This window comes from Flavisolibacter tropicus (assembly GCF_001644645.1).
In the GTDB taxonomy this organism is placed as follows: domain Bacteria; phylum Bacteroidota; class Bacteroidia; order Chitinophagales; family Chitinophagaceae; genus Flavisolibacter; species Flavisolibacter tropicus.
The window spans coordinates 517,156-540,369 of the sequence record NZ_CP011390.1; the positions used below are offsets into that span (position 1 = coordinate 517,156).

At 40.8% G+C, this 23,214-nt stretch carries 15 protein-coding genes and 1 pseudogene; 10 read left to right on the forward strand and 6 right to left on the reverse strand.

Annotated elements, in window-relative coordinates:
- The first annotated feature begins 332 nt into the window (after positions 1-332).
- The 3 genes from SY85_RS02100 (at position 333) to SY85_RS02110 (ending at position 5,163) form a co-directional block, all read left to right on the forward strand.
- Positions 333-1,319 carry a GlxA family transcriptional regulator gene (locus SY85_RS02100; protein ID WP_066401563.1) on the forward strand — a complete coding sequence of 329 codons (987 nt, stop codon included), beginning with the start codon at positions 333-335 and terminating at the stop codon, positions 1,317-1,319.
- 1,352 nt (positions 1,320-2,671) lie between these two features.
- A complete protein-coding gene (locus SY85_RS02105; protein ID WP_066401565.1) occupies positions 2,672-3,991 on the forward strand; it encodes an O-acetylhomoserine aminocarboxypropyltransferase/cysteine synthase family protein in 1,320 nt (439 codons plus the stop codon).
- A 104-nt stretch (positions 3,992-4,095) separates the two neighbouring features.
- Positions 4,096-5,163 carry a homoserine O-acetyltransferase family protein gene (locus SY85_RS02110; RefSeq protein ID WP_066401567.1) on the forward strand — a complete coding sequence of 356 codons (1,068 nt, stop codon included), beginning with the start codon at positions 4,096-4,098 and terminating at the stop codon, positions 5,161-5,163.
- A 30-nt stretch (positions 5,164-5,193) separates the two neighbouring features.
- Here SY85_RS02110 and SY85_RS02115 read toward each other — a convergent pair whose 3' ends face one another.
- The gene (locus tag SY85_RS02115) at positions 5,194-5,439 is read right to left on the reverse strand and encodes a hypothetical protein (RefSeq protein WP_066401569.1); all 246 of its coding nucleotides are present in this window, start codon (positions 5,437-5,439) and stop codon (positions 5,194-5,196) included.
- Positions 5,440-5,702: 263 nt separating this feature from the next.
- Complete coding sequence (locus tag SY85_RS02120) at positions 5,703-5,903, reverse strand: hypothetical protein (protein WP_066401570.1); 201 nt, start codon at positions 5,901-5,903, stop codon at positions 5,703-5,705.
- Between the two features lie 300 nt (positions 5,904-6,203).
- On the opposite strand from SY85_RS02120, the gene SY85_RS02125 reads away from it, so the two are divergent.
- Positions 6,204-6,959 carry a TerC family protein gene (locus tag SY85_RS02125; RefSeq protein ID WP_066401572.1) on the forward strand — a complete coding sequence of 252 codons (756 nt, stop codon included), beginning with the start codon at positions 6,204-6,206 and terminating at the stop codon, positions 6,957-6,959.
- A gap of 62 nt (positions 6,960-7,021) precedes the next feature.
- Here SY85_RS02125 and SY85_RS02130 read toward each other — a convergent pair whose 3' ends face one another.
- Complete coding sequence (locus tag SY85_RS02130; protein ID WP_066401573.1) at positions 7,022-7,534, reverse strand: formyl transferase; 513 nt, start codon at positions 7,532-7,534, stop codon at positions 7,022-7,024.
- A gap of 185 nt (positions 7,535-7,719) precedes the next feature.
- Here SY85_RS02130 and SY85_RS02135 point away from each other — a divergent pair, with 185 nt between their 5' ends.
- Positions 7,720-8,466 carry a LytR/AlgR family response regulator transcription factor gene (locus SY85_RS02135; RefSeq protein ID WP_066401574.1) on the forward strand — a complete coding sequence of 249 codons (747 nt, stop codon included), beginning with the start codon at positions 7,720-7,722 and terminating at the stop codon, positions 8,464-8,466.
- On the opposite strand, the pseudogene SY85_RS26105 reads toward SY85_RS02135, so the two are convergent.
- Positions 8,449-10,485: pseudogene (locus SY85_RS26105) on the reverse strand (tetratricopeptide repeat-containing sensor histidine kinase). The gene SY85_RS02135 and the pseudogene SY85_RS26105 sit on opposite strands and share 18 nt — an antisense overlap.
- Positions 10,486-10,743: 258 nt before the next feature.
- Here SY85_RS26105 and SY85_RS02150 point away from each other — a divergent pair.
- On the forward strand, positions 10,744-12,567 hold the full coding sequence (locus SY85_RS02150; protein WP_066401583.1) for a M61 family metallopeptidase: 1,824 nt from the start codon (positions 10,744-10,746) through the stop codon (positions 12,565-12,567).
- 177 nt (positions 12,568-12,744) lie between these two features.
- Here the strand turns inward: SY85_RS02150 and SY85_RS02155 are convergent, their stop codons facing one another.
- Both SY85_RS02155 and SY85_RS02160 read right to left on the reverse strand, forming a co-directional pair.
- A complete protein-coding gene (locus SY85_RS02155) occupies positions 12,745-13,983 on the reverse strand; it encodes a PQQ-dependent sugar dehydrogenase (protein WP_066401584.1) in 1,239 nt (412 codons plus the stop codon).
- A 147-nt stretch (positions 13,984-14,130) separates the two neighbouring features.
- Complete coding sequence (locus tag SY85_RS02160; protein ID WP_066401585.1) at positions 14,131-14,895, reverse strand: DeoR/GlpR family DNA-binding transcription regulator; 765 nt, start codon at positions 14,893-14,895, stop codon at positions 14,131-14,133.
- Positions 14,896-15,422: 527 nt separating this feature from the next.
- On the opposite strand from SY85_RS02160, the gene SY85_RS02165 reads away from it, so the two are divergent.
- From SY85_RS02165 to SY85_RS02180, 4 genes are read left to right on the forward strand one after another with little or no spacing between them, the layout of a single operon-like run.
- Positions 15,423-17,015 (forward strand): glycerol-3-phosphate dehydrogenase/oxidase, encoded by a 1,593-nt coding sequence (locus SY85_RS02165; protein ID WP_099459365.1) that lies wholly within the window; start codon positions 15,423-15,425, stop codon positions 17,013-17,015.
- 22 nt (positions 17,016-17,037) lie between these two features.
- Positions 17,038-18,366, forward strand: a complete 1,329-nt coding sequence (gene glpT, locus SY85_RS02170) for a glycerol-3-phosphate transporter (RefSeq protein ID WP_066401586.1) — start codon at positions 17,038-17,040, stop codon at positions 18,364-18,366.
- A 58-nt stretch (positions 18,367-18,424) separates the two neighbouring features.
- Complete coding sequence (locus SY85_RS02175) at positions 18,425-21,649, forward strand: SusC/RagA family TonB-linked outer membrane protein (protein WP_226998975.1); 3,225 nt, start codon at positions 18,425-18,427, stop codon at positions 21,647-21,649.
- Entirely contained in the window at positions 21,646-23,163 is a 1,518-nt protein-coding gene (locus SY85_RS02180; RefSeq protein WP_066401590.1) for a SusD/RagB family nutrient-binding outer membrane lipoprotein, read from the forward strand. The genes SY85_RS02175 and SY85_RS02180 overlap by 4 nt, the downstream gene beginning before the upstream one ends.
- Positions 23,164-23,214 lie beyond the last annotated feature (51 nt).

Genomic DNA, 23,214 nt, shown 5'->3' on the forward strand with positions numbered 1-23,214 from the left:
TTATTCCTTCCTTGTCAACTTCTCAACTTGTCAACCTGTCAACCCAAATCAGCCATAAGCCATCCTCACATCAGCCATTTCTCCCTAATCCGCTAATCTTCCCAAATCCCGGTTCCGACATTCCTCCATCGCTGTGCGCCCAGCGCCTCTGCGTGAGACTATTCAGCGCGAAGCGCATTCCCCGCGGCGCCAATTTCACTATACATGATGTGTAATTACGACAATTTAAAGGGTTGTTTGCGACAAAGGTTTCTGCTATTTTTATAGGCTGAAAGCTCGCCTGAATGTTGTGCTTTCACTATCTGAGAATAAAAATCAAAATTGCTTCTATTATGAAACATGTTTCTATTTTGATTCCACAAGGACATTTTAGCCTGGTAAATGTAGAAGGCACCCATCAGATTCTATCTTGGGTAAATGAATACTTGGAACAAACAGATAGACAGCCTCTGTTTAAGATTCAATTGGTTGGACTTTCAAAAGTAACAACGCAAACAAATGGCCTGTTTACCATAAATCCAGAAGTATTACTCAACGAAGTGACAAATACAGATTTGGTCATACTGCCTGCTGTTCATGGTGATTTAGAATCAATCCTAAAACAAAACAGTGAGCTTATTCCTTGGATCATCAAACAATATAAGAACGGCGCAGAGGTAGTAAGCTACTGTATTGGCTCTTTTATGTTAGCAGCTACAGGATTACTAAACGGTCGGCCCTGCTCTACACATTGGCGTACGGCCAATGAATTCAGAAGGCTATTTCCAGAAGTACATCTAATGGATGATAAGATCATGACGGAAGCTGATGGTATTTATACAAGCGGCGGAGCCTATTCATTCACGAACCTTTTGATTTATTTAGTAGAAAAATATGCGGGTCGGGATGTAGCTATTACAGCTTCAAAAACGTTTATGATCGACATCGACCGCCATAGCCAATCTCCATTTATCATGTTTGCTGGACAAAAAACACATCAGGATGAAGTGGTGTTAAATGCCCAACAATATATTGAGCAGTATTTCCCAAACAAAATAACCGTTGATGAGCTTTCAGAAAATTTTAGTGTAGGCAGAAGAACTTTTGAGCGCCGATTTAAAAAAGCAACCTCCAATACCGTAGTTGAATATATTCAGCGCGTAAAAATTGAAGCAGCAAAAAAACAATTGGAAAGCGGCCGGAAAACGGTAAGTGAAGTGATGTATGATGTAGGCTACACAGATACAAAGGCATTTCGGGATGTTTTCAAAAAAGTAACCGGTTTGTCTCCAGTTGAATACAGGAATAAATATAACAAGGAAGCTATAATGCTTCAATAGGTAAAACATCACATAGGCGGGTCCTTTAAATAAGGAATGTAGGTGTTAATAAGGCGCATGTAGACACCCGTTAGATACATGTTCTAGCCAAACAACATCTTGTAGGCAGCTGGAGAAAACTGCATAGTAGACCTCTGGTTCATAGTAAAAAATTACTGATAATACTAGTCGTGATCAATAGAGGAGGCGATCCGGTTTGTAGAGCTTAATGAAAGCTCTACAAAGAAGTTTAAAGTATCGGCAAGGGGTGAAATAAAAAAAATCCGTTGTAGAAACAACGGACGGAAACGATTGCTTGCTATATGAATGAAAGTTAAGTCTTCTTTGATCTTTACAGCTGTTTTGCTGTTTGATAAATCAAAAATACAATGAGATATAGCCGGGTACGAAACAAAGTTGCCCGCTTTTTACAGTATTCAAAGTCTTGCAATTGCTATCAAACCCACTGTTATCAACATCTGTAGCTATTTTTTTAGATGACAGCCAAACCATTTTTTAAAGAAATAAGCCGTGTTAGTTATTTATCAATTAAATGAAACGGCATGGCTCCTCTGGTGTTAGAATGTTTTCGTTGCAACCTAGTGGCACCCTATAATGGATGACATCCCTCGCACCCAAAACACAACCTATAACCCCCAAGCCCACAGCCCCACAAAGAAGTATCGGAGTGGTCCAGCGCGCCTTATATTGCGCCCCGAGCTTTCAGCCTCACTGTATTATTAGAGTCGGGCGGAATACACAGCGCCTGCCGTTTCTTACCCTCTCAGCTGTTTCTAGCTTCTTTGCTCCGTGCAATCAACGTTGGGAAGGGTACACTAAAAACGACCAACCTATCCTAAACAATAACCAAGATGTTAGAGTGTTGCTGTGCGTGGGAGGCCCAGCAGCCGGAGGCGCATTGGTGGTCCCGCACGTGCGGGATTGATTTTTTTGCTCACCCCTGAGCGTAGTCGAAGGGTTTCATCAAGGAAAAAAGTTGAAAAAATAAATAATGAAGGACATCTTGCATTTAAAGACTGAATAAATTTCACCAAGCAGAAGCATTGCACACAACGAATACTTCCTCTAATTCTTCCGTACAATATTGTAGGTGTGCTTCCCAAATACCTCATCTATATTTCGAAACATAGTTTCACTTTTTATCTTTTTGTAATTCCTTAACTAGAAATTTTTTCTGTTTGCTTGATTTAATCTATAATTTTAGTGGACTACACATTTCCTTATTCCAAAAATGGGATAACGGCCGTTGCGACCTTGTTGTATTACAGTATATAATGTATGTCTTGGCATGCATGATTACATCCATCCTGCCTAAGTGATTTCTAGCATTATTCATTCTTAAAGCTTATTTTATGAGCAACTTACGTTTTGAAACCTTGCAATTGCATGCTGGTCAGGAAATTGATCCAACAACCAACTCTCGCGCTGTTCCCATTTACCAAACCACATCTTATGGCTTTAAAAGTTCTGCACATGCGGCTAATCTATTTGGCCTGAAAGAGTTCGGGAACATCTATACCCGAATCATGAACCCAACTACAGATGTTTTTGAAAAGCGCATGGCAGCACTGGAAGGAGGTGTAGCTGCAGTAGCTACTGCTTCCGGACAAGCAGCACAGTTTCTTGCCTTGAATAACATTCTTCAGGCAGGAGATAATTTTATTAGTACTTCTTTTTTATATGGTGGTACTTATAACCAGTTTAAGGTCTCTTTCAAACGCTTAGGTATAGATGTACGCTTTGTTACAGGCGATGAGGTAGAGGAGTTTGAACGCCTGATAGATAAAAAAACCAAAGCCATTTATCTGGAAACTATCGGTAACCCACGTTTAAATATTCCAAACTTTGAAAAGTTTGCGGCTCTGGCCAGGGAATATGAACTACCCTTAATAGTTGATAATACGTTTGGTGCAGGTGGTTATCTTTTTAAACCAATTGAATGGGGCGCTAATATAGTGGTGGAAAGTGCTACTAAATGGATTGGCGGCCACGGTACTTGTATTGGTGGTGTAGTAATAGATGGTGGTAATTATAATTGGGGCAATGGCAAGTTTCCGCAATTCACCGAGCCATCTGAAGGTTACCATGGTCTTAAGTTCTGGGATGTGTTTGGAGAAGGTAATCCTTTAGGCTTGCCCAATATTGCCTTTGCTATTAGAGCCCGCGTAGAGGGTTTAAGAGACTATGGTGCCAGTTTAAGTCCATTCAACTCCTTCTTGCTTTTACAGGGCATTGAAACCTTATCATTACGTGTAGAGCGCCATGTGGAAAATGCATTGGCATTAGCGCAGTGGCTGGAAAAGCATCCACAAGTAGAATATGTACAATATCCGGGATTAAAGTCTAGTCCATATTACGATTTAGCCAAAAAGTATTTGCAGAATGGCTTTGGAGGCATTTTGAATTTCGGTGTTAAAGGGGGCAAAGAAAACGCCAGTGCTTTTATCGATAATTTAAAACTAGCAAGCCATTTAGCTAACGTAGGCGATGCAAAAACATTAGCTATACACCCAGCCTCTACTACGCATGAACAGTTAAGTGAAGAGGAGCAAGTTGCTGCAGGAGTAGAGCCAAATCTGGTACGTATTAGTGTCGGTATCGAGCATATAGAAGATATTAAGGCAGACTTTGAACAAGCCTTTGAAAAAGTATTTGCAACACAGGCTGTTTAAAATCTAATCAGGCAGTTAGCTATTACTGCTAACTGCCTGATTATTCAGCTGCGCAAGTAACATGTTTCTTTTCAATGCCTATTTAGGCTAATTCCAATTCCTATATGCCAGCGCTATTCACATATAATCATACTTTTTTATTGGAATCGGGTAGATCATTGCCACGGTTTCATTTAACGTATACTACCTTGGGTACATTGAATGCCAATGGTAATAACGTAGTTTGGGTTTTTCATGCACTCACAGCCAATAGCGATCCTTCCGAATGGTGGTTTGGCCTGGTGGGGTCTGATAAGCTCTTTGATCCAGAGCGCTATTTTATTGTCTGTGTAAATATGCCAGGTAGTTGTTATGGTAGTCTGGGACCTTTAGATGATGATCCAGAAACAGGTGCACCTTATTATCATGACTTTCCATTATTTACCACGCGAGATATGATTCGGGCTTATCAGCACCTTAGGACTTATTTAGGTATTCAAAAGATCTACATAGGTATTGGAGGTTCAATGGGAGGGCAGCAGCTTTTGGAATGGGCTATAGAAGAGCCCGACTTATTTGAGTTTATATTCCCAATAGCAACAAATGCTAAGCATTCGCCATGGGGCATTGCCTTTAATGCTACTCAGCGTTTCTGTATTGAAAATGACCCAACCTGGAAAGAAAAGAATAGCTTGGCGGGGCTTGAGGGGATGAAGATAGCACGTGCTATGGCGCTGATCTCTTACAGACATTATACCACGTATCTGGATCATCAAACGGGTGTTAGTGAAGATACAAAGTCTGATCCCGTAGATTGGCAAGTATTCAGGGCTGAAACCTATCAGAGATACCAAGGCGAAAAACTGGCAAAGCGATTCAATGCCTTTAGCTATTACTTTTTAAGTAAAGCAATGGACTATCATGATGTCAGTCGAAGTCGAAAAACTGCGGAAGAGGTTTTAAAAAGTATAAAGGCTAAAACCTTGGTTATTGGCATCCGATCCGACATTCTTTTTCCTATTGAAGAACAAGCATTCTTGGCTAAACATATACCAGGCGCCGAATTCTTGATTATCGACTCTGCGTTGGGCCATGATGGCTTTCTGCTGGAGTTTGATAAAATAGGGCAAGCGATCAATGCGTTTCAGTCCAAAACGGTTCCGGCAATAACCCTGAATAACCTACTGGTATAGGATAGTTGAATAATCCTAATTTAAAAGAGGTTACTCTAAAATTCTCCAGGAGCGGATATCAATGGCATGCAATGTAAGTTCTTGTACACCCATGCGTCCAGAACTTTGTTGATAAGCTTTCAGGTCAGTGATCTTTCTGAAAACACCTTGCCGTCCATTATAGAAGTCAACGATGATTAACTTGCCTTGCATGATTTCTCCATGTTTTGTTTCTACCTGCAAAGTCTTTCTGCCACTCACTTCAAATACATCACGTAGGTCCAGTACTTCAATCATCGCTCTAAAATTTGGGGCGGCTAAATTAGCTTCAATTCTAACAGTAGCAATAGTTGTGAATAAATAATATCAAGTTCTGTTATATGCAGATCCAGACTGCATTACAGCATTTGTGAGTTGAGTGTCTTTACCTTTTTACACTATTTGTAATACCCATCACTCATCACCTCACCATTCACCACTCATTTAGCTTTACTTATAGCTCACTGCTTCTCTATCTCACCACTCACCACTCACCACGCACCATTCACAGCTTCTCCACCTCACTCATCTATACCAAGACCAGAGCCAACAGCTACTGTGCCATCTTCCTGCACATCTTCAATTTCACTACTGTCGCCACTGGTGTCAACCGCTTCAGTTGTGGAACGTTGTGAGGATTGATCGTTGCTAGTAGAAGTTTGTTCTATTTGGTCGTCTGGCCTTTCCGGCTCTGCAAACCACTTGCGATTCTTATCTGTCATAACTCAATATTTTTTTAAAGCATAATACTAAAACTGTGCCTTATCGTAGTTAATAATATTATAGTCGGATTTTAATGAGTTGTAGTCTGCGCTTTATTTATAGGTATGGTTAAACGCAAGCCTACAGATTGAGAAAGTTTTTCTAATTGAATTTTAATGCCAAATCCTAAATCGGCCTTCCTTATAATCACATCAATAAGCCTTACTTTGTAAGGAATTATTTTTGATTAAGCTATTGAAAAAATAGTGGGTTAAGAACACGCAAGCTGAAAGAGGAGAAAAAACAATTAAACAAAACGCATGGAACAGGTCATTGCTTTGCTTACGTTAATTCTGTTGGAGGTCGTTTTAGGACTGGATAACGTAATTTTTATTTCTATTGTAGCAGGTCGCTTGCCCGCACATCAACAAAAGAAAGCAAGACGCTTAGGGTTAATACTAGCCATGTTTTTACGTTTAGGCCTCCTGGGTATCATTTCAATAATTCTTCAACTGCAGGGAGATCTCATTAATCTTTTTGGCACCGGAATTTCAGGTAAAGACCTGATCCTGATTTTGGGAGGATTGTTTTTATTGTATAAGGCTTCTACTGAAATCTATCATAAAACAGAAGGAGAGGAAGGCGATACATCAAAAGATATAAAGGCCAATTCGTTTCGGAGCGTTATCATTCAGATTCTGATCTTAGACCTGGTCTTTTCAGTAGATTCTATTATTACAGCTGTTGGTATGGTAGACGAGTTATGGATTATGTATGCGGCTGTTATTATAACTGTAACCATCATGCTTTTCGCCTCTGAGCCTATCAGTAATTTTATCAATAAGCATCCAGCCTTTAAAATGCTGGCACTTAGCTTCTTATTGCTGATTGGAATCTCATTGGTTGGCGAGGGGCTCGATTTCCATATCCCTAAAGGCTATATCTATTTTGCCATGGCCTTTTCTTTGGGTGTAGACGTCCTTCAAATGCGCATGCACCGAAAAGCTACCAAACCAGTTGAATTGAAAGAGCATTACTTGCCCGGCGAAGAGAAGCTAGAAAAAGATGCGTTATAAAGGGGACTTAGGTTTAAAACCTATGAACAACCGTGCCTGTTTTAAAACAGTTGTGTCGTGATTTATACTATAAGCTTTTTGTAATGAAATTGCCGTAAGGAGTCACGTAACAACGTCACTGCTATTGAGCTTAATTGTTCTATAGACGTCAGGCCACTTGTTGTTGGTAAAAGGGCCAGCGAACAATCATTGATTATTTCTCCATACTGATTCCCGAATGCTAATTGGTGAATAGTAATACTTGCAAATTGATTGGGTTGTAGGCTATAATGAACATTCCATCCGCCCCTTTTTACATCTTTCAATAGTTCACCATTAATGCTAAATGGAAAACCGTATGTTATTATCAGGTCAGGTTTTACTTCCTCTATTAATTCTTTTAGATCTTCATCAACCTGTTGTTGTGTTACCTGCCAGCAGGGAATTTCGTGGAAATGCGCCCATTTTTCTAATTCCAGGCTTTCAATGCCGGTGGATTCTTTTGGGCAAAGCAAGGCGGAAAGATGGTCCTTACTAAAAAGATATTTCAATGTAGGTAATGCCGCAGGGCAACCGGATAAAGCAATAATTCTCATAAACGCCTCTTTAAACACTTACACACGTAAGAGGTTTAGCAGGATAGATTTTGCTTTCAAATTATAATAGTATGGTATGTATTTTACGCTAATGGGAAGCGAGTTAGCCATAAATGGGATGGAAAGAGGCATATTATGGGAAAAAATAGGAATGTATCTTGCATTCAAGAAGCAAACGACGATGTATGCGTGAAGAAACGTCTGTATTAATTATTGAAGATGAAGAGTTATGGGCAAAGAGTCTTAGTGACAACCTGAATGATTTTGGATTTACTATTTCCGGAGTTGCATCAGATTTTGAGTCAGCAATAAGAGAGCTCAATAAGGCTGATTACGATATAGTTCTTCTGGATATACATATAGACGGGAAGGAAAGTGGTATTGAATTGGGCCGTATGGTTCGTAATCTATACCGGAAGCCCTTTATTTTTATTACAGCCAGTTATGATTCGCAAACAGCTCAAACCGCGGTTGCCTCTCAACCGTCTGCCTATTTAACAAAGCCTGTTCATCCAGCCTCGCTATTTGCCACTATTCAAGCGGCCATTCATAATTTTACTGAAACTGCTAGTCCTGTTTCCTCTCAGCAAGCCGATGAACAGCCTTCTTTCTTTGTAAAACAGGGAGAAAAATATAAAAAACTCTTTTGGAAAGACGTCGTTTGCCTGCGCTCAGAAAAAAACTATACAGGGTTATTAAATGCCGAGGATAGTAATACCTATTTTATTAGAAGCACTTTGCCGAAAACCTTACGCTATTTGGTGCCGCATTCTCTCCAGCAAAATTTCATTCAGATCAATAGGAGCGAGGCGGTACAACTTTCCTTTATAAATGAACTGATAAAAGATGAAGTACGAACGCCCTATGGCCAGTTTATAGTTACCGAATCAAATTTAAAGGAGTTAAAGGAGCGATTACACATTATCGGCTAATGGTAGGCGAATAAAAAAGGATGTCCCTTTTCCTTTTTCACTAACTAATTCAATACTGCCTTGGTGTTCAATTACTATATCACGACAGATAGAAAGACCAATACCAAATGATTTTTCGCCACTGGTCCCTCTGCGACGAGCCTTGGTAAAGCGATCAAATACCACCTCTTGATCTTATTTGGAAATGCCTAGTCCATTATCGGTTATAGAGAGTATTGCCTGATTGGTTTGATTATCTAGTCTTACGATGATCTTTCCTTGCAGTGGGCTGAATTTAATAGCATTTTCCAGCAAATTACCTACCAGGCGATTGATTCTATCCGGGAAACCTTTTATCATCAGGTTTTCAGCATCATTTTCCAAATGAATATCCTGTCCCTTTTCTGCAGCTTTATAATTCAGTTGTTGTATGGTGTCTTTTACCAATAGTGCCAGGTTTATACGTTCTTTTTGAGTGGAAGATTGTTCACCACTTCTAATTCCTAATAGTTCATTGGTTAAGTGAAGGGCTTGATGGGATGCCGATTTTATTGATTCTAGTAATGCTGTTGTCTTTTCATCTTGCTCTTCCATTAAAACCATATCGGCCATATAAACGGTACTGCCAATTGGGCTTCTAAGATCGTGTGCTACTACTTGCAAAATCCGGTCTTTCTCTTGGTTGGCAATCTCCAAAGCAGTTTTTTGTTGAGAAATTTCATTATTTAAAAAGGAAAGCGTCACTACGTTTTTCTTACTTCTCCGATAGTTCTGATAAATAAGCACTAAGATTATCGCCGCCATAACAGTAAGAAGAACTGCTGTCAGCAGGTAAATCCTGTTAAGTTGATTATTTTTAGTAAGTACAGTAATGTGGAGGTCCTGTTCTTTGGCCTTTAGCTGTTGGGCAAGATCGGTCTGTACTAACAATTTCTGATTTTGGACCAAGGAATCATTCAGCTCGTTATATAGTTTAAAATAGCGAAGCTCCTCTAAGGGTTGATTCGTGTCTCTATAATAACTAGCTGTCAGTCTTCGCCAATTTACTTCTCCATCACTGTTTGGCAAACTGTCTAAACCCTGTCTGACAGCTTGTAGTGTTACTTTCATTCGTGGGTACTGCCCCAATTTTTGATACACTTCCGCTAGTTGTATCTGTGCTGAAAGAGCATCAGTTATTTCATAGCCTGGGCGACTGTTTAAGGCAATGCTTTTTGAGAACAATTGTTCCGCTTCCTGAAGTTTACCTTGTACAACACTAATCTTTGCCATGTTACCATAATAAACCCCTCTGATTTTTTCTATGGCCACAACACCTAGCGAATCTTTATACTTTTCGGCCATTTGAAGCGACTTGTTGAAATAAAGAGCGGCACTATCATATTGCTTAAGCCTGAGAAGACAAAGACCAATATTGCTTAAGATCTCTTGTTGTTGGAGAACAATACCTCCCGTCTGAATAGGGCAGGTGGCTTGTGAGGCAAAAGCTTCTTTAAAATAAACAGCTGACTGGGTATAATTCTGCTGGCGATAACTCACCATTGCGGCGTTATACGTAAATCCACTACGTTCACAGGGATCTAAGTATTTATCAGAAAGCTGCTTTGCCAGGAAAAAGTATTCATTAGACTTTGTATAATTGGCTTGTTGAAACGCCATTTCTCCTCCGAATATCAATAATCCTACATAGGAGCGAGGATAATGTTCTTGCTGATTATTTTCACTATAAACAGCTAAAGCAGAATCGATATACCGACTTGTAGCTGCTTTATCTAAAGTGAAAAAGAAATTATAGTTGGCCAGCATTGCTAATCTTGTGGCCTTTACATAAAGTGAAGTTCGGTTGCTACTTCTTAATAATGAATCGTACAGAGGTAAGGCTCGGTTGGGGTTTTTATCCTGATATAAAACCTTAAAGGCTGTGTCTACAACTGTTGCATTCCAGTAAGACTGTTCTTCTTTTTCCGACTTCCACTCAGGTTGACAGCCCACTAAAATAAATAGAAGCAACCCCAGTGTCCAATAGCGTTTTAGTAGCATACACGAATCAGCAACTAATGATCAAAAGGTGATAAAAATAAAGATATAGTTGGTGTTGAAACGTTAAACAGCAAATAGTTGATATGGGAATTTCGGTCGATAGTAAGATTTATGAAGTTGTATTGATTGCAAATCAAGTGGTTATCCTACTACTTACTTAATAGTTAATTATGGTTAATAAATAAGCCTTTCAATTAATGAAACAGCTTCTTTGGTATTTATTTTCCTTGAATACCTATTTTTAGAGAAATAATTTTAATGAAACGTCTTTGCGTTCTTCTTTTCACTTTACAGCCATTGTTGCTTTTGGCACAACAAATTCATTATGAATTTTCCGCGCCTAATGCCCTACATCATGAAGCAGAAATATCGGTTACGGTTAGTGGCTTAAAACCAGGGTCTGCCATTTTTAGAATGAGTCGATCATCTCCTGGTCGTTATGCTACACACGAGTTTGGAAAAAATGTTTACAATGTAACAGCAGTTGATGGAAATGGAAAATCGTTGCAGGTAGATAAAGTGGATGCAGAAGTTTATGAGGTCAAAAAGCAAGCGGGAACAGTAAAGTTAAAATACACACTGTATGGCAATTATGCAGATGGAACGTATTGCAGCATCGATGCTACAGGCTACCACTTGAATATGCCTGCCACATTTATGTGGGTTAAAGGTTTGGATAAGGCACCAATTACTTTGCAATTTAAAGACGTAAATAAAGAGTGGAAAATAGCTACACAATTAAAACCCACCAATGATTCATATACTTTCAGCGCGCCTAATTTGCAATACTTTATGGATGCACCTACGAAAATAGGGAGCTTGCATATACGGGAATGGAAAGTAACAAATCCTGACAAAAAGCAATATACGTTTAGGCTAGCACTAGAGGCTGATGCTGCAGATAGCGTAGTCAACTCATTTACGCAGCGCCTGCAGCTGATTGTAAAAGAGGCGCAAGGCGTATTTGGTGAGGTTCCTGCATTTGATTATGGCACCTATACATTTATTGCTAGCTTAAATCCTTATGTAAATGGCGATGGTATGGAACATCGCAACTCCACTATGATTAGTAGCGGTCGTGTTTTTACAGGGGCCAATAATTTCCTAAACACTTTTGCTCACGAGTTTATTCATGCTTGGAACGTAGAACGTATCCGTCCTAAAAGCCTCGAGCCTTTCAACTTTGAGAAAAGTAATATGAGTGAAGGCCTTTGGATAGCTGAAGGGTTTACACAGTATTATGGATTACTGTTAATGAAAAGAGCTGGATTAACTTCAGAGGCCGACTTTCTGCAACAAATATCAGGTCTTGTAAACGGAAAAGAAAATACGCCTGGTGGTATGTATTATACACCTATTGAAAACAGCCAACGAGCTGTATTTGTTGACGCTGGAGTATCAGTTGATAAAACCAATTATCCAAACATGTTTACTTCATATTATACCCATGGTGCAGCCTTGGCCTTAGCGCTAGATATGAAACTACGTAGTCAATTCGGCAAATCGCTGGATGGGTTTATGCAACAAATGTGGAAAGCTTTTGGTAAAACAGAAAAAGCTTACACGTTACCTGAAGTACAACAGGTGTTAGCAGGGTATACTTCAGCAGCGTTTGCTTCCGACTTCTTTAATCAGAACGTATATGGGCATGCCTCAATTAACTATAGCACACTTCTGCAAACGGCAGGATTGGAGTTGAAGAAAGCGGCAGCAGGCAAGGCCTGGATAGGAAATGTGCGCTATGGTGCAGATTCCTCTAAACTAATTGTAGCAAGTAATACAGTTCGGAATACGCCATTGTATAATGCAGGCGTTGATATTGATGATGTATTGCTGCAATTAGGAGGTACTAAAGTATTTCAGTCTAAAGATGTAGATGCTGTATTGGCAAAACATCAGCCGGGAGAAACAATCAAGCTAATCTTTAAACATCGGAATACTGTAACAGAAAAAGAGTTGACACTGGCAGAAAGTCCGTCATTGACGATCGTTCCTTTAGAATCAATAAATGCTACAATAACAGACGCACAACAGATAAATAGACAAAATTGGCTGGAGTCAAAGGCTATCAAAAATCTTTAAGAAGTTAAATAATAAGAACAAATGTTTATAAAAGAAAAAGCGATCAGTAAATGATCGCTTTTTCTTTTATAAACATTTCAATTAGTTTGTATTCTATCTGGTATTTGGAATTTGAGATTTGGTATTTATCCTTACCATTTGGATTTAGTTATTTTATTTTTCGGATTTTCTCTTCCCTCATTTCTTAGCAATACGATATAAGCGTCCTTCATCCGTAATGGCGTATAAAGCACCATCCTTGCCTTGTGCAACATCACGAAAGCGTTGTCCTTCACCGCTAAGCAAGCGCTCTTCACCAACCACCTTGTTATCTCGAATAACTAACCGTGCAATGTGATTGCTACTGAGTCCCCCAATAAATAAATTGTTTTTCCACTCAGGAATCTGATCACCGCTATAGAAAGTCATACCGCTAGGAGAAAGTACAGGATCCCAATAGTACACAGGTTGGTCTAATCCATCTTTTTGAGTGATACCTTCACCTACCATCTGTCCGCTATATTCTAATCCGTAGGTAATCGTAGGCCAGCCATAGTTGTGCCCGGCTTGAATACGATTCAATTCATCACCGCCTCTTGGTCCAAATTCATTCTCCCACAAATCGCCAGTCACTGGGTGAAAGGCTAGTCCCTGCACATTGCGATGACCATAGGAATATAATTCAGGGCGTGCACCTGCACGGCCAGTAAAGGGGTTGCCAGGGGCTGGCTGTCCATCTTTTGTGATACGTACAATTTTTCCCAAGGCTGAATTTAAGTCCTGTGCCTGTGGGCGAGTAATGATATCAGAGCGCTCACCTGTGCTTACTATTAAATTGCCGGTAGCATCAACTAAAATGCGTCCGCCATAGTGCATGTTGCTGTTAAAGGCTGGTGTGGCACGGTAGATAACCGTTGCATTTTCTATACTATGCTCATCTGCCGAAAGTTTTCCTTTTGCCACAGCTGTTAAATTGCCTTGGGAAGTTTTTTCAGAAAATACCCAATACACCATGCGATTGCTTGCGTATTGTGGATCAATAGTAATTCCTAGAAGTCCTCCTTGACCTGAGGAATTTACTGAAGGAATCCCTGATATCGTTTCACTTAGTTGTCCGGAGGTTGTAGCTATCCGCATTGTTCCGCTTTTTTCGGTAATTAATAGGCGGCCATCTGGAAGGACTGCAATTCCCCATGGATGATTCAACGCTTTTGTTATAGCTGTTCCTTCATAGGGTGTAGTTGTTGTTACTCCTGCTATTCGTGTTTGTCCGGCAAAGGCAGGTTTGTATTTGGTATTCGGATCCTTGGTCTCTACGGGAGGCTGAGTGGTGTCATTTCTTGACTCGGCAGCACCATTTTTATTATTTGATGATGTGGAGCATGATAGGAGACAGCCGCAACAAAATACAATAACAGGTAGGGTTAATCTAATCATGTATATATGGTTTTGGAAATCTACAATACTACGATTGGCTGCAGGAAAAATTATACCACTTATCCGGTAGACTAATCCTTTGCACTTATACAAGAGCTTTAAATACTGGTTATCCTTCACTTCTAAAGTATCGACATTATCATTAGCCTAGACAATGGTTACTTGTATACCCATGCTGGTAAGCGTTTCCACCATGTGATTTGATACACCAGCATCTGTAATAATCTCTTCTATTTCTTCTAGTCCACAGATTTTACCAAACCCTCTTTTGCCAAATTTGGTTGAGTCGGCCAAAACAATTGTCTTTTGCGATGCCTTTATCATTTTGCGGTTCAGCTGAGCCTCCATCATATTGGTGGTTGTAAGACCAAACTCAAGATCAATACCATCAACACCTAAAAAGAGCTTACTACAGGAGAAGTCTTCCAGCATTTTTTCTCCGTAAAGCCCTGTCACAGAAGATGAGCTTTTCCGAAGCATGCCACCTAATTGGATGACTTCAATATCGGGATGGTGAATTAATTCTAATGCAACATTAAGTGCGGCGGTAATTACTGTCAAGCTGCCTACTGGTTGAATGCTTTTTGCTAGCGAAGCTACTGTGGTTCCAGAAGCGATAAGAATGCAATCGTTTGGTTGGATTAATTGGGCTGCCGCTTCGCCAATAACCGTTTTCTCACCTGATTTTATTTTTTCCTTTTCATTTACGGAACGGTCTACAGTATAGGGATTGGATAGGGTGGCACCGCCATGGGTGCGGTATAGCAAATCCTTATCTTCCAAAAGTTTCAGATCCTTTCGAATGGTTACAGATGAAACTTCCAGTTCGGAACAAAGATCAAAAACGTTTACATTTCCTTCCTTCTTTAATTTATTGATTATGTATTGATGCCTTTCTGCGAGACTGCTCATCTATTTAAACTGTTTTTATTAAGCTAAAGGAAAGATAGGTATAGCATTTCGATTTGGCAAACTTTCCGGGGAAAGGCGTAAGTACTCGAAAGCCAGAAAGCGTTTGAAGCATTATTGCTCTTGACGCTCAACTCTTCTTCGACTGATCCTATTTCCATACTTGTGTAGGATAACCCGAGTCTATATAGATACAGGTTATCCTCCGGTTATCTTCCTCATATTTTGTTTTTAAATAGGATATATCCTTTTCAACACCCAAAATTTAGCCAGGCGTAAGACAATGGATAGTTCAAGACTGGCCGGTATTAGGGTGGCTGGCCAAAGGTTCTAAAAGATGATCAACTACACATAGCTGGGTTTCGAGAATATAAGGGTTTAGCCCTAGTAACAAAAAGATAACCTCACAGTAAAAGAATTGTTAATAAATTGTGTTTCTAAATATTTCGAATTAGTATTTAAAGTGTTATAATTGCTTTCGAATCGTAACAAAACACCATAGTATCGAAACAATTTGAAACTATCTACTAATGAGCGAAATACATGACAGTGAGATAAAGATGGATAGAGAAGAACTCCTAGCAGCTATAAAAACTGGAAATACTGAGTGGGATGTCCTTGTAATCGGTGGAGGGGCAACTGGCTTGGGTATAGCCATGGACGCTGTAAGCCGTGGTTATAAAACCTTATTGATAGAACAATCCGATTTCGCAAAAGGAACTTCCAGCCGCAGTACAAAATTGGTGCATGGCGGCGTGCGATATTTGGCACAAGGTGATGTGCGTCTTGTTCGTGAAGCCAGTATTGAAAGAGGTCTTCTTCAAAAAAATGCTCCACATTTAGTTAAAAACCAAACTTTTATTATTCCCATATACTCACAATGGGATCGGCTGAAATATACAATTGGGTTAAAATTGTATGATTGGATAGCCGGCAAATTATCTCTTGGTTCTTCCATATTTATTTCCAGAAAGGAAACGTTAGAAAAACTACCCGGAATAAATACAAAAAATTTATTGGGTGGTGTTCAATATCATGATGGTCAGTTTGATGATTCTCGGTTAGCGATTAACCTGGTTCAAAGTATTAACCAAAATGGTGGTTACGCCATTAATTATACGAAAGTAATTGGGCTTAGTAAAAATGGACAGCAAATTTCAGGAGCTAAAATTGAAGATGTCGAATCGGGTAATCAATACTTTGTAAAAGCAAAGGCAGTTGTAAATGCAACGGGGGTTTTTGTGGATACCATTCTTCAAATGGATAATCCAACCAGCGAAAAAAGTATTTGCGTAAGCCAGGGCGTGCATCTTGTATTAGACAAAAAATTCTATCCCTCTGAGCATGCTTTAATGATACCGGAAACCAGCGATGGGCGCGTTCTTTTTGCTGTGCCCTGGCATGAAAAGGTAGTAGTGGGAACAACAGATACCCCAATTGAAGAAGCTTCACTTGAGCCACAGGCATTAGAAAAAGAGATAAACTTTATTCTTGAAACGGCTTCCGCCTATTTTACTGAAAAACCAAAGCGCAGTGACGTTCTTAGTGTGTTTGCTGGTTTACGTCCACTGGCAGCTCCTCAAAAAGGAGAACAAAAGACCAAAGAAATCTCCCGAAGTCATAAGATCATGATCTCTCCAGGTGGCCTCTTTACCATATTAGGCGGCAAGTGGACCACCTATCGCAAAATGGGTGAAGATATGGTTGATCAAATAGAGAAGCACTTGCAATGGTCACACAAAAAAACGGCTACGGCTCACATGCATATTCATGGATATGCGGAAAATGTTAACTGGAGCGATCCGTTGTATTTCTATGGCAGTGATGCACAGTTGATTAAAAGCCAAATGAATGGCAGCGCCGGAAAGTGGATCAGCGACAGCCTTAAAATTCACAAACAGCAGGTTAAATGGGCTGTAGAAAATGAAATGGCCAGAACAGTAGAAGATGTGTTAGCCAGACGTACACGTGCCTTGCTTTTGAATGCACAAGAAAGTATTCGGATAGCGCCACAGATTGCGGCTATCATGGCTGAAACGCTAGAGAAAGATGAGCAATGGCAGCATGATCAGGTAAACCAATATACGAAACTAGCGCACCAATATTTATTGAAACAAAACTGAGAAAATAGATTGCTTGTAAACTATGGGAACTTTCGATTTTTTGAAACCAGCGCCGCATAAGGAACTGTTGCCAGCTGCTGAGATTGACTCTGAATATAGGAAGAAACGCCTTCAGGTATTCCTTGGGATTTTTATAGGATATGCCGGCTATTACCTGGTAAGAAAGAATTTTACACTGGCCATGCCCGACTTGGTAGAGAGAGGTTTTTCAAAAGGAGAGTTGGGTATTGCGTTATCGGGTGTTTCTATTGCTTATGGAATAAGTAAGTTCCTGATGGGGAACGTTTCCGACAGAAGTAATGCCCGTATTTTTCTACCGCTGGGACTATTGCTTTCTGCTGTTACAATGATCGCAATGGGCATGTTTACGTTTGCTATTTCTTCCGTTGCTATCATGTTTGCCCTCTTATTTATCAATGGTTGGTTTCAAGGCATGGGATGGCCACCAAGCGGCCGCGTGATGGTGCATTGGTTTTCCATTAAAGAACGTGGGATAAAGATGTCCATCTGGAATGTGGCGCATAATGTAGGTGGTGGAATGATTGGACCATTATCTATTGCGGGTATTGCTCTATTTGGAAGTTGGCAAAGCAAGTTTTATTTCCCTGGTGCAATTGCTATCGTTATTGCAGTTATTGCGTACTTGCTTATCCGTGATACACCTCAGTCTTGCGGATTGCCACCTATCGAGAAATATAAAAATGATTACGGTGTTGCCTATTCACAGAAGCATGAAGAGGAGATGAGTGCCAAGCAGATCTTCAAGGATTATGTACTAAATAACAGAGTGCTATGGTATATCGCTTTTGCCAATGCCTTTATCTACCTGGTTCGATATGGTGTGTTAGATTGGGCGCCTACTTACTTGAAGGAAGCAAAAGGATTTAGTATGGATGAAACAGGCTGGGCCTATTTCGCTTATGAATGGGCTGGTATTCCTGGTACACTGCTTTGTGGATGGTTAAGCGATAAAATATTTAAAGGCCGTCGTGCGCCTGCAACCATTATCTATATGCTACTGGTAACAGCAGCTGTATTTGTTTATTGGAAAAATCCAGCTGGTCATCCAATGGTAGATAATATCGCACTGATTATTATTGGCTTTCTCATTTATGGGCCAGTGATGTTGGTAGGTGTACAGGCATTAGATCTGGTTCCTAAAAAAGCAGCAGGTACTGCAGCTGGTCTTACCGGTCTTTTTGGCTATTTGGGCGGGGCCCTGTTTGCCAATATTGCTATGGGTTATGTGGTAGACGCCTGGAGTTGGGACGGCGGTTTTGTAGTACTGATAGGTGCTTGCATATTATCCATTGTATTTACTGCGCTAACCTGGAACAAAGAAAAAGCATAAGAAACAATCGACTTATAAATAAAACCCAGACTAAAATTTTTAAACCATAATCGACACAATGAGAAGAAAAACGATGCTTGCCATGACAGGTGGAACGTGGAGACACCTGCTCAGCACTGTTTGCTTTATGATGCTCAGCCTGCTGATGCTGGCTCAACCAAAAAGAATCACCGGGCGGGTGCTTGACGACGATAAGCAACCCGTAGCTGGTGCCAGCGTAGTAATTAAAGGATCTAAAGCTGGTACAACCACCGATGATAAAGGTGCATTTGCTATTGACGCCAACGATGGTCAGACCCTTGTATTTTCAGCAGTAGGTTTTACTGCCCGTGAAGTACGAGTGGGAGGACAATCCGCCATTAATGTGGATCTAAAGGCCTCCAACACACAGATGGAAGGGGTTGTAGTAACTGCCCTTGGAATTACACGTAAGGAAAAGGCACTTGGTTACTCGGCCACTACTTTGAAAACCGAAAACCTGACGAATGCTATGCCAGCCAACTGGACAGACGCTCTTTCGGGTAAGGTTGCCGGTTTAAACCTGGTACGCTCTAATGGCGGTCCTGCTTCTTCAAATAAGATTATCCTTCGTGGTGAAAACAACTTAACTGGCGATAACGAAGCGCTTGTTGTTGTAGACGGTGTTGTTATTAACCAAGGTAGTGGTCGCCGCAATGCTATTAGCGGGGAGTCTGCCTATGGTACCAGCAGTGACAACATGCCTGCTGACTATGGTAGCAGCATCAACGACATCAATCCTGAAGATATTGAATCGGTTACGGTTTTGAAAGGACCTGGTGCAGCTGCGTTATATGGTCAACGCGGTGCCAACGGTGCCATTATTATTACAACGAAGTCCGGTACTGCTAAAAAGAAGGGTATCGGTGTAACGCTTACATCAAATTGGTCGATGGAGCAAGTGAACCGTTGGCCTGATCTGCAATATGAATATGGTCAGGGAAATAATGGCGTACCTTATTATTCTTATGGCGCCGGAGTAGATGGAGCAAGTACCAGCGCCACTTCCTCAGCCTATGGTGCTCGTTTTGATGGCCAGATGTTCTACCAGTATGACCCGGCAACTCAAGCACGCGGCACGGAAAGAACACCTTGGGTTCCCTATAAAAACAGCAACAGGAGTTATTTTCAAACAGGTCAAACATTAACGAATACGATAAGTGTGGATGGTGGTACTGATAAAACTACTGCCCGTTTCTCCTTTACCAATGTGGACAACAAATGGATTACTCCGAATACAGGTTACAAGCGCAATACGGTTGCTCTTTCTGTAAACTCTAAAATCACCGATAAACTTCAGATATCATCCAAAATCAACTATACCAATCGTTATAGTGATAACTTGCCAGGTGCTGGTTATGGTAACCAGTCTATTATGTACTGGTGGATCTTCTGGCAGCCTAATGCGGATGCAGCCTGGTTGAAAAATTATTGGCAGAAAGGGCAGGAGGGACGCAAAATTGAGTATCCGTTCAGCTCCTTTCCAGAGAACCCGTATGCTATAGCCTATGAGTTTATTAACAGCTCAAACCGACACAATATTACCGGCAATATCCAGGCGAACTACAATATCACTAAAGAGTTGAGTTTGCAGGTACGCACATCAATGGATATGGCTTATGAACAGCGTGCTCAAAAACGTCCTTATGACGCCGGTTCTAAGCTAACCAAAGGCAGTTATCGTACGCAGAATATTTATTCTAATGAAACATCCATGGACTTCCTTGCTAAGTATACCAAGCAGGTTGGTTCTGATTTTGACTTCACGGTAAACCTGGGTGGTAGTGTGCTCAAAAACAACTACAACCGCGACGAGACTCGTGCAGACTCTCTAACCTCTCCTGGTCTTTATTCTTTTGCTAATGCAGCCGGTACCTTAGTAAGCATGCCATTCAGAAGCAAGTATGGTATCAATAGCTTTTACGGATTGTTTACAGCTGGCTATAAGCGTTACTTGTTCCTTGATCTTACAGCCCGTCAAGACTGGAATAGCGTTTTGGCAACACCTCAACGTACTCAAAACTCAGGGTTCTTTTATCCTTCAGCAAACGTAAGCTTTGTGCTTTCTGACGCTGCAAAACTGCCAAGCAGTATTTCTTTTGCCAAGTTCCGTTTTTCTGCTTCCAGTGTGGGCAGTGGTGGTGTAATTCCTTATTTGACTTCATACAATTATGAAATTGCTCCTGGACTGTTTAGCGGAGGGTTGCAAAATCCGTCATTGTTGTCTAACCCTGACCTGAAACCATTGCGCACCATTACCTATGAGGCTGGTGCTGATGTTAAATTGCTTAAAAATCGCATAGGCGTTGATGTGGCTGTTTATACTGGCAATACGAAGGATCAGCACTTGCAACGTATTGTTGATCGTGCTTCCGGATTTACCCGTTATGTGATGAATGCTGGAAAGGTGAACAACAAGGGCTTGGAAGTAGCATTGAGCGGTTCTCCATTAAAGTCTAAAAAAGGTTTTAATTGGAACACGAATATTGTGTTCTCTAAAAATCAAAACACCATTAAGGAATTGCCTGATACATCTTTGGTGCTGCAAACAGGACCAGTAGGTGGTGGCCAGATCGTGGCCAAGGTAGGCGGTAGCATGGGTGACCTCTATGGAAGAGGGTACGTACGTTCTCCTGATGGACAAGTGGTGTATGATGCCACAACTGGTAACGCATTGATAACTCAAGATGTAGTATACCTTGGAAACACTATACCAAAGGGTAAGGTGGGTTTCAGCAATGAGTTTGCCTACAAGCAGTTCCGTTTGAATGTACTATTTGATGCACAGTATGGTGGCGTTGCTCACTCACTGATGCACTATAAACTTGCAGAACAAGGCAAACTTACATCAACGCTGCCTGGCCGCTATAATGGAATCATTGGAAACGGTGTAGTACAGGATGCAGATGGTAAGTATCGTACTAATGACGTTATTGCTACTGACATCGAAGAGTACTACAAATCTCATATGGGTACAGATAATGCTGAGGGTTCAACTTTTAGTACTGACTTCATTAAGTTTCGCGAGGCAAGGTTTGATTACACCATCAGCCCTAAGTTGACCAAGAAGTTGGGCATACAACGCGCTACTATTGGAGTGTATGGCCGTGACCTCTTTATCTGGTCTCCATGGCCAATGTTTGATCCTGAGTTTGGTACGCTTAGCGGCTCCGATATTGTTCGGGGTTTGAGCAAGCCCAATTCCCTTCTACCCGCACAATGGGTGCTAATCTGGTTATTGGATTCTAAAACTATTAAACAATGAAGCAGACTCTTAATAAAATTGTGTTTCTGTTGACGATGTTCAGTCTGGCATTAACATCGTGCACAAAGGACTTCCAGGAAATTAATACTGATCCAAATGATATTCCTGCTGCGTTGCCGCAACAATTGCTGGCTCCGGCATTAGTGGGTACATTGACTTATAACATGACCCGAAACCGCAACTTTAACAATGAACTGATGCAGGTTTCTGTAAACATGAGTGACGCAGATGGCCAGGTATTCCGCTATGACTTCCGCGCCACGCTGTCCGATTATCTTTATAACGGACTGTATTCAGAACTAACCAATTTTAAAGACATCTATAAGATTGCTGCCGATACCACCGGTTCCAATTTTAATAAGTCTTATATGGGTATTTCGTTGGTGTGTCAATCATGGATCTATTCCATTCTTACCGATACCTACGGCGACATTCCTTATTTCCAGTCTAACAAGGGAAAAGATTCGCTGTTGTTTGAGCCAACATTTGACCGTCAGAAAGACATCTACTTTGATATTTTCAAAAAGCTGGAAGAAGCAAACCTCCTGTTGAAAGAAAATACTGCCATCAATGGAGCTAGTGATCCTGTATATGGGGGCAACATCAAGAAGTGGCAAAAGTTTGCTAACTCTCTTTACCTGCGCCTATTGCTGCGTGTTTCAGGAAAAGCTGAAGTATCAGACTTGGCCAAAGCCAAGATTCGCGATATAGTAGAAACTAATGCTGCTACTTATCCGATCATTAGCAGCAATACCGAGTCTGCCATTTTAAGATGGAACGGAACAGCTCCTTATATTAACCCGCTTATGGCAGTTCGGGAACAGGATTACCGTCAGCCTGCTGTAGCTTCATTCTTTATCAATAATCTAGTTGATTGGAACGATCCTCGCATCAATACATCTTTAGGAGCAAATGGTATCAACCGCTGGGGAATTGCTCCTTACTTGGGAGCTTTTGAAGGAGTACCTAGTGGTTATGCACCAGCTGATAACCCAATAAAAAAATCATGGTTCTATAGCAATACATCTGCTATCTCTATGCAGAAAGATACTATTGCTGGTATGATGCTGAACTACGCAGAAGTGAATTTTATCCTGGCAGAAGCTGCTGCCAAAGGTTGGATTGGTTCTTCGGCCGAGACGTATTACAACAAGGGTGTTGAAACAAGCATTACACAGTGGCTGCCTACATGGACAGGTCCTGTGACACAGTACCTGATAGATGCAGACATGCAATGGAATGCAAGTGCATCATTAGATGAAAAAATGGAAAAGATACACCTTCAGAAATATTATGCCCTGTTCATGACTGATATGCAGCAATGGTTTGAATACCGCCGCACCGGACATCCGGTATTGCCCAAAGGTTCTGGCCTGCGCAATGGAGGCGTGATGCCTGCTCGCATGGTATACCCAGTGTATGTGCAATCTACCAATCCATCCAATTACAAGATTGCGGTGGCTAACCAAGGAGCAGATATTATTTCTACTCAAGTGTGGTGGCAAAAACCATAATTGTAACATGTGCTTTTGTTGAATAAACCCAAGCCGTCAATACAAAACAAT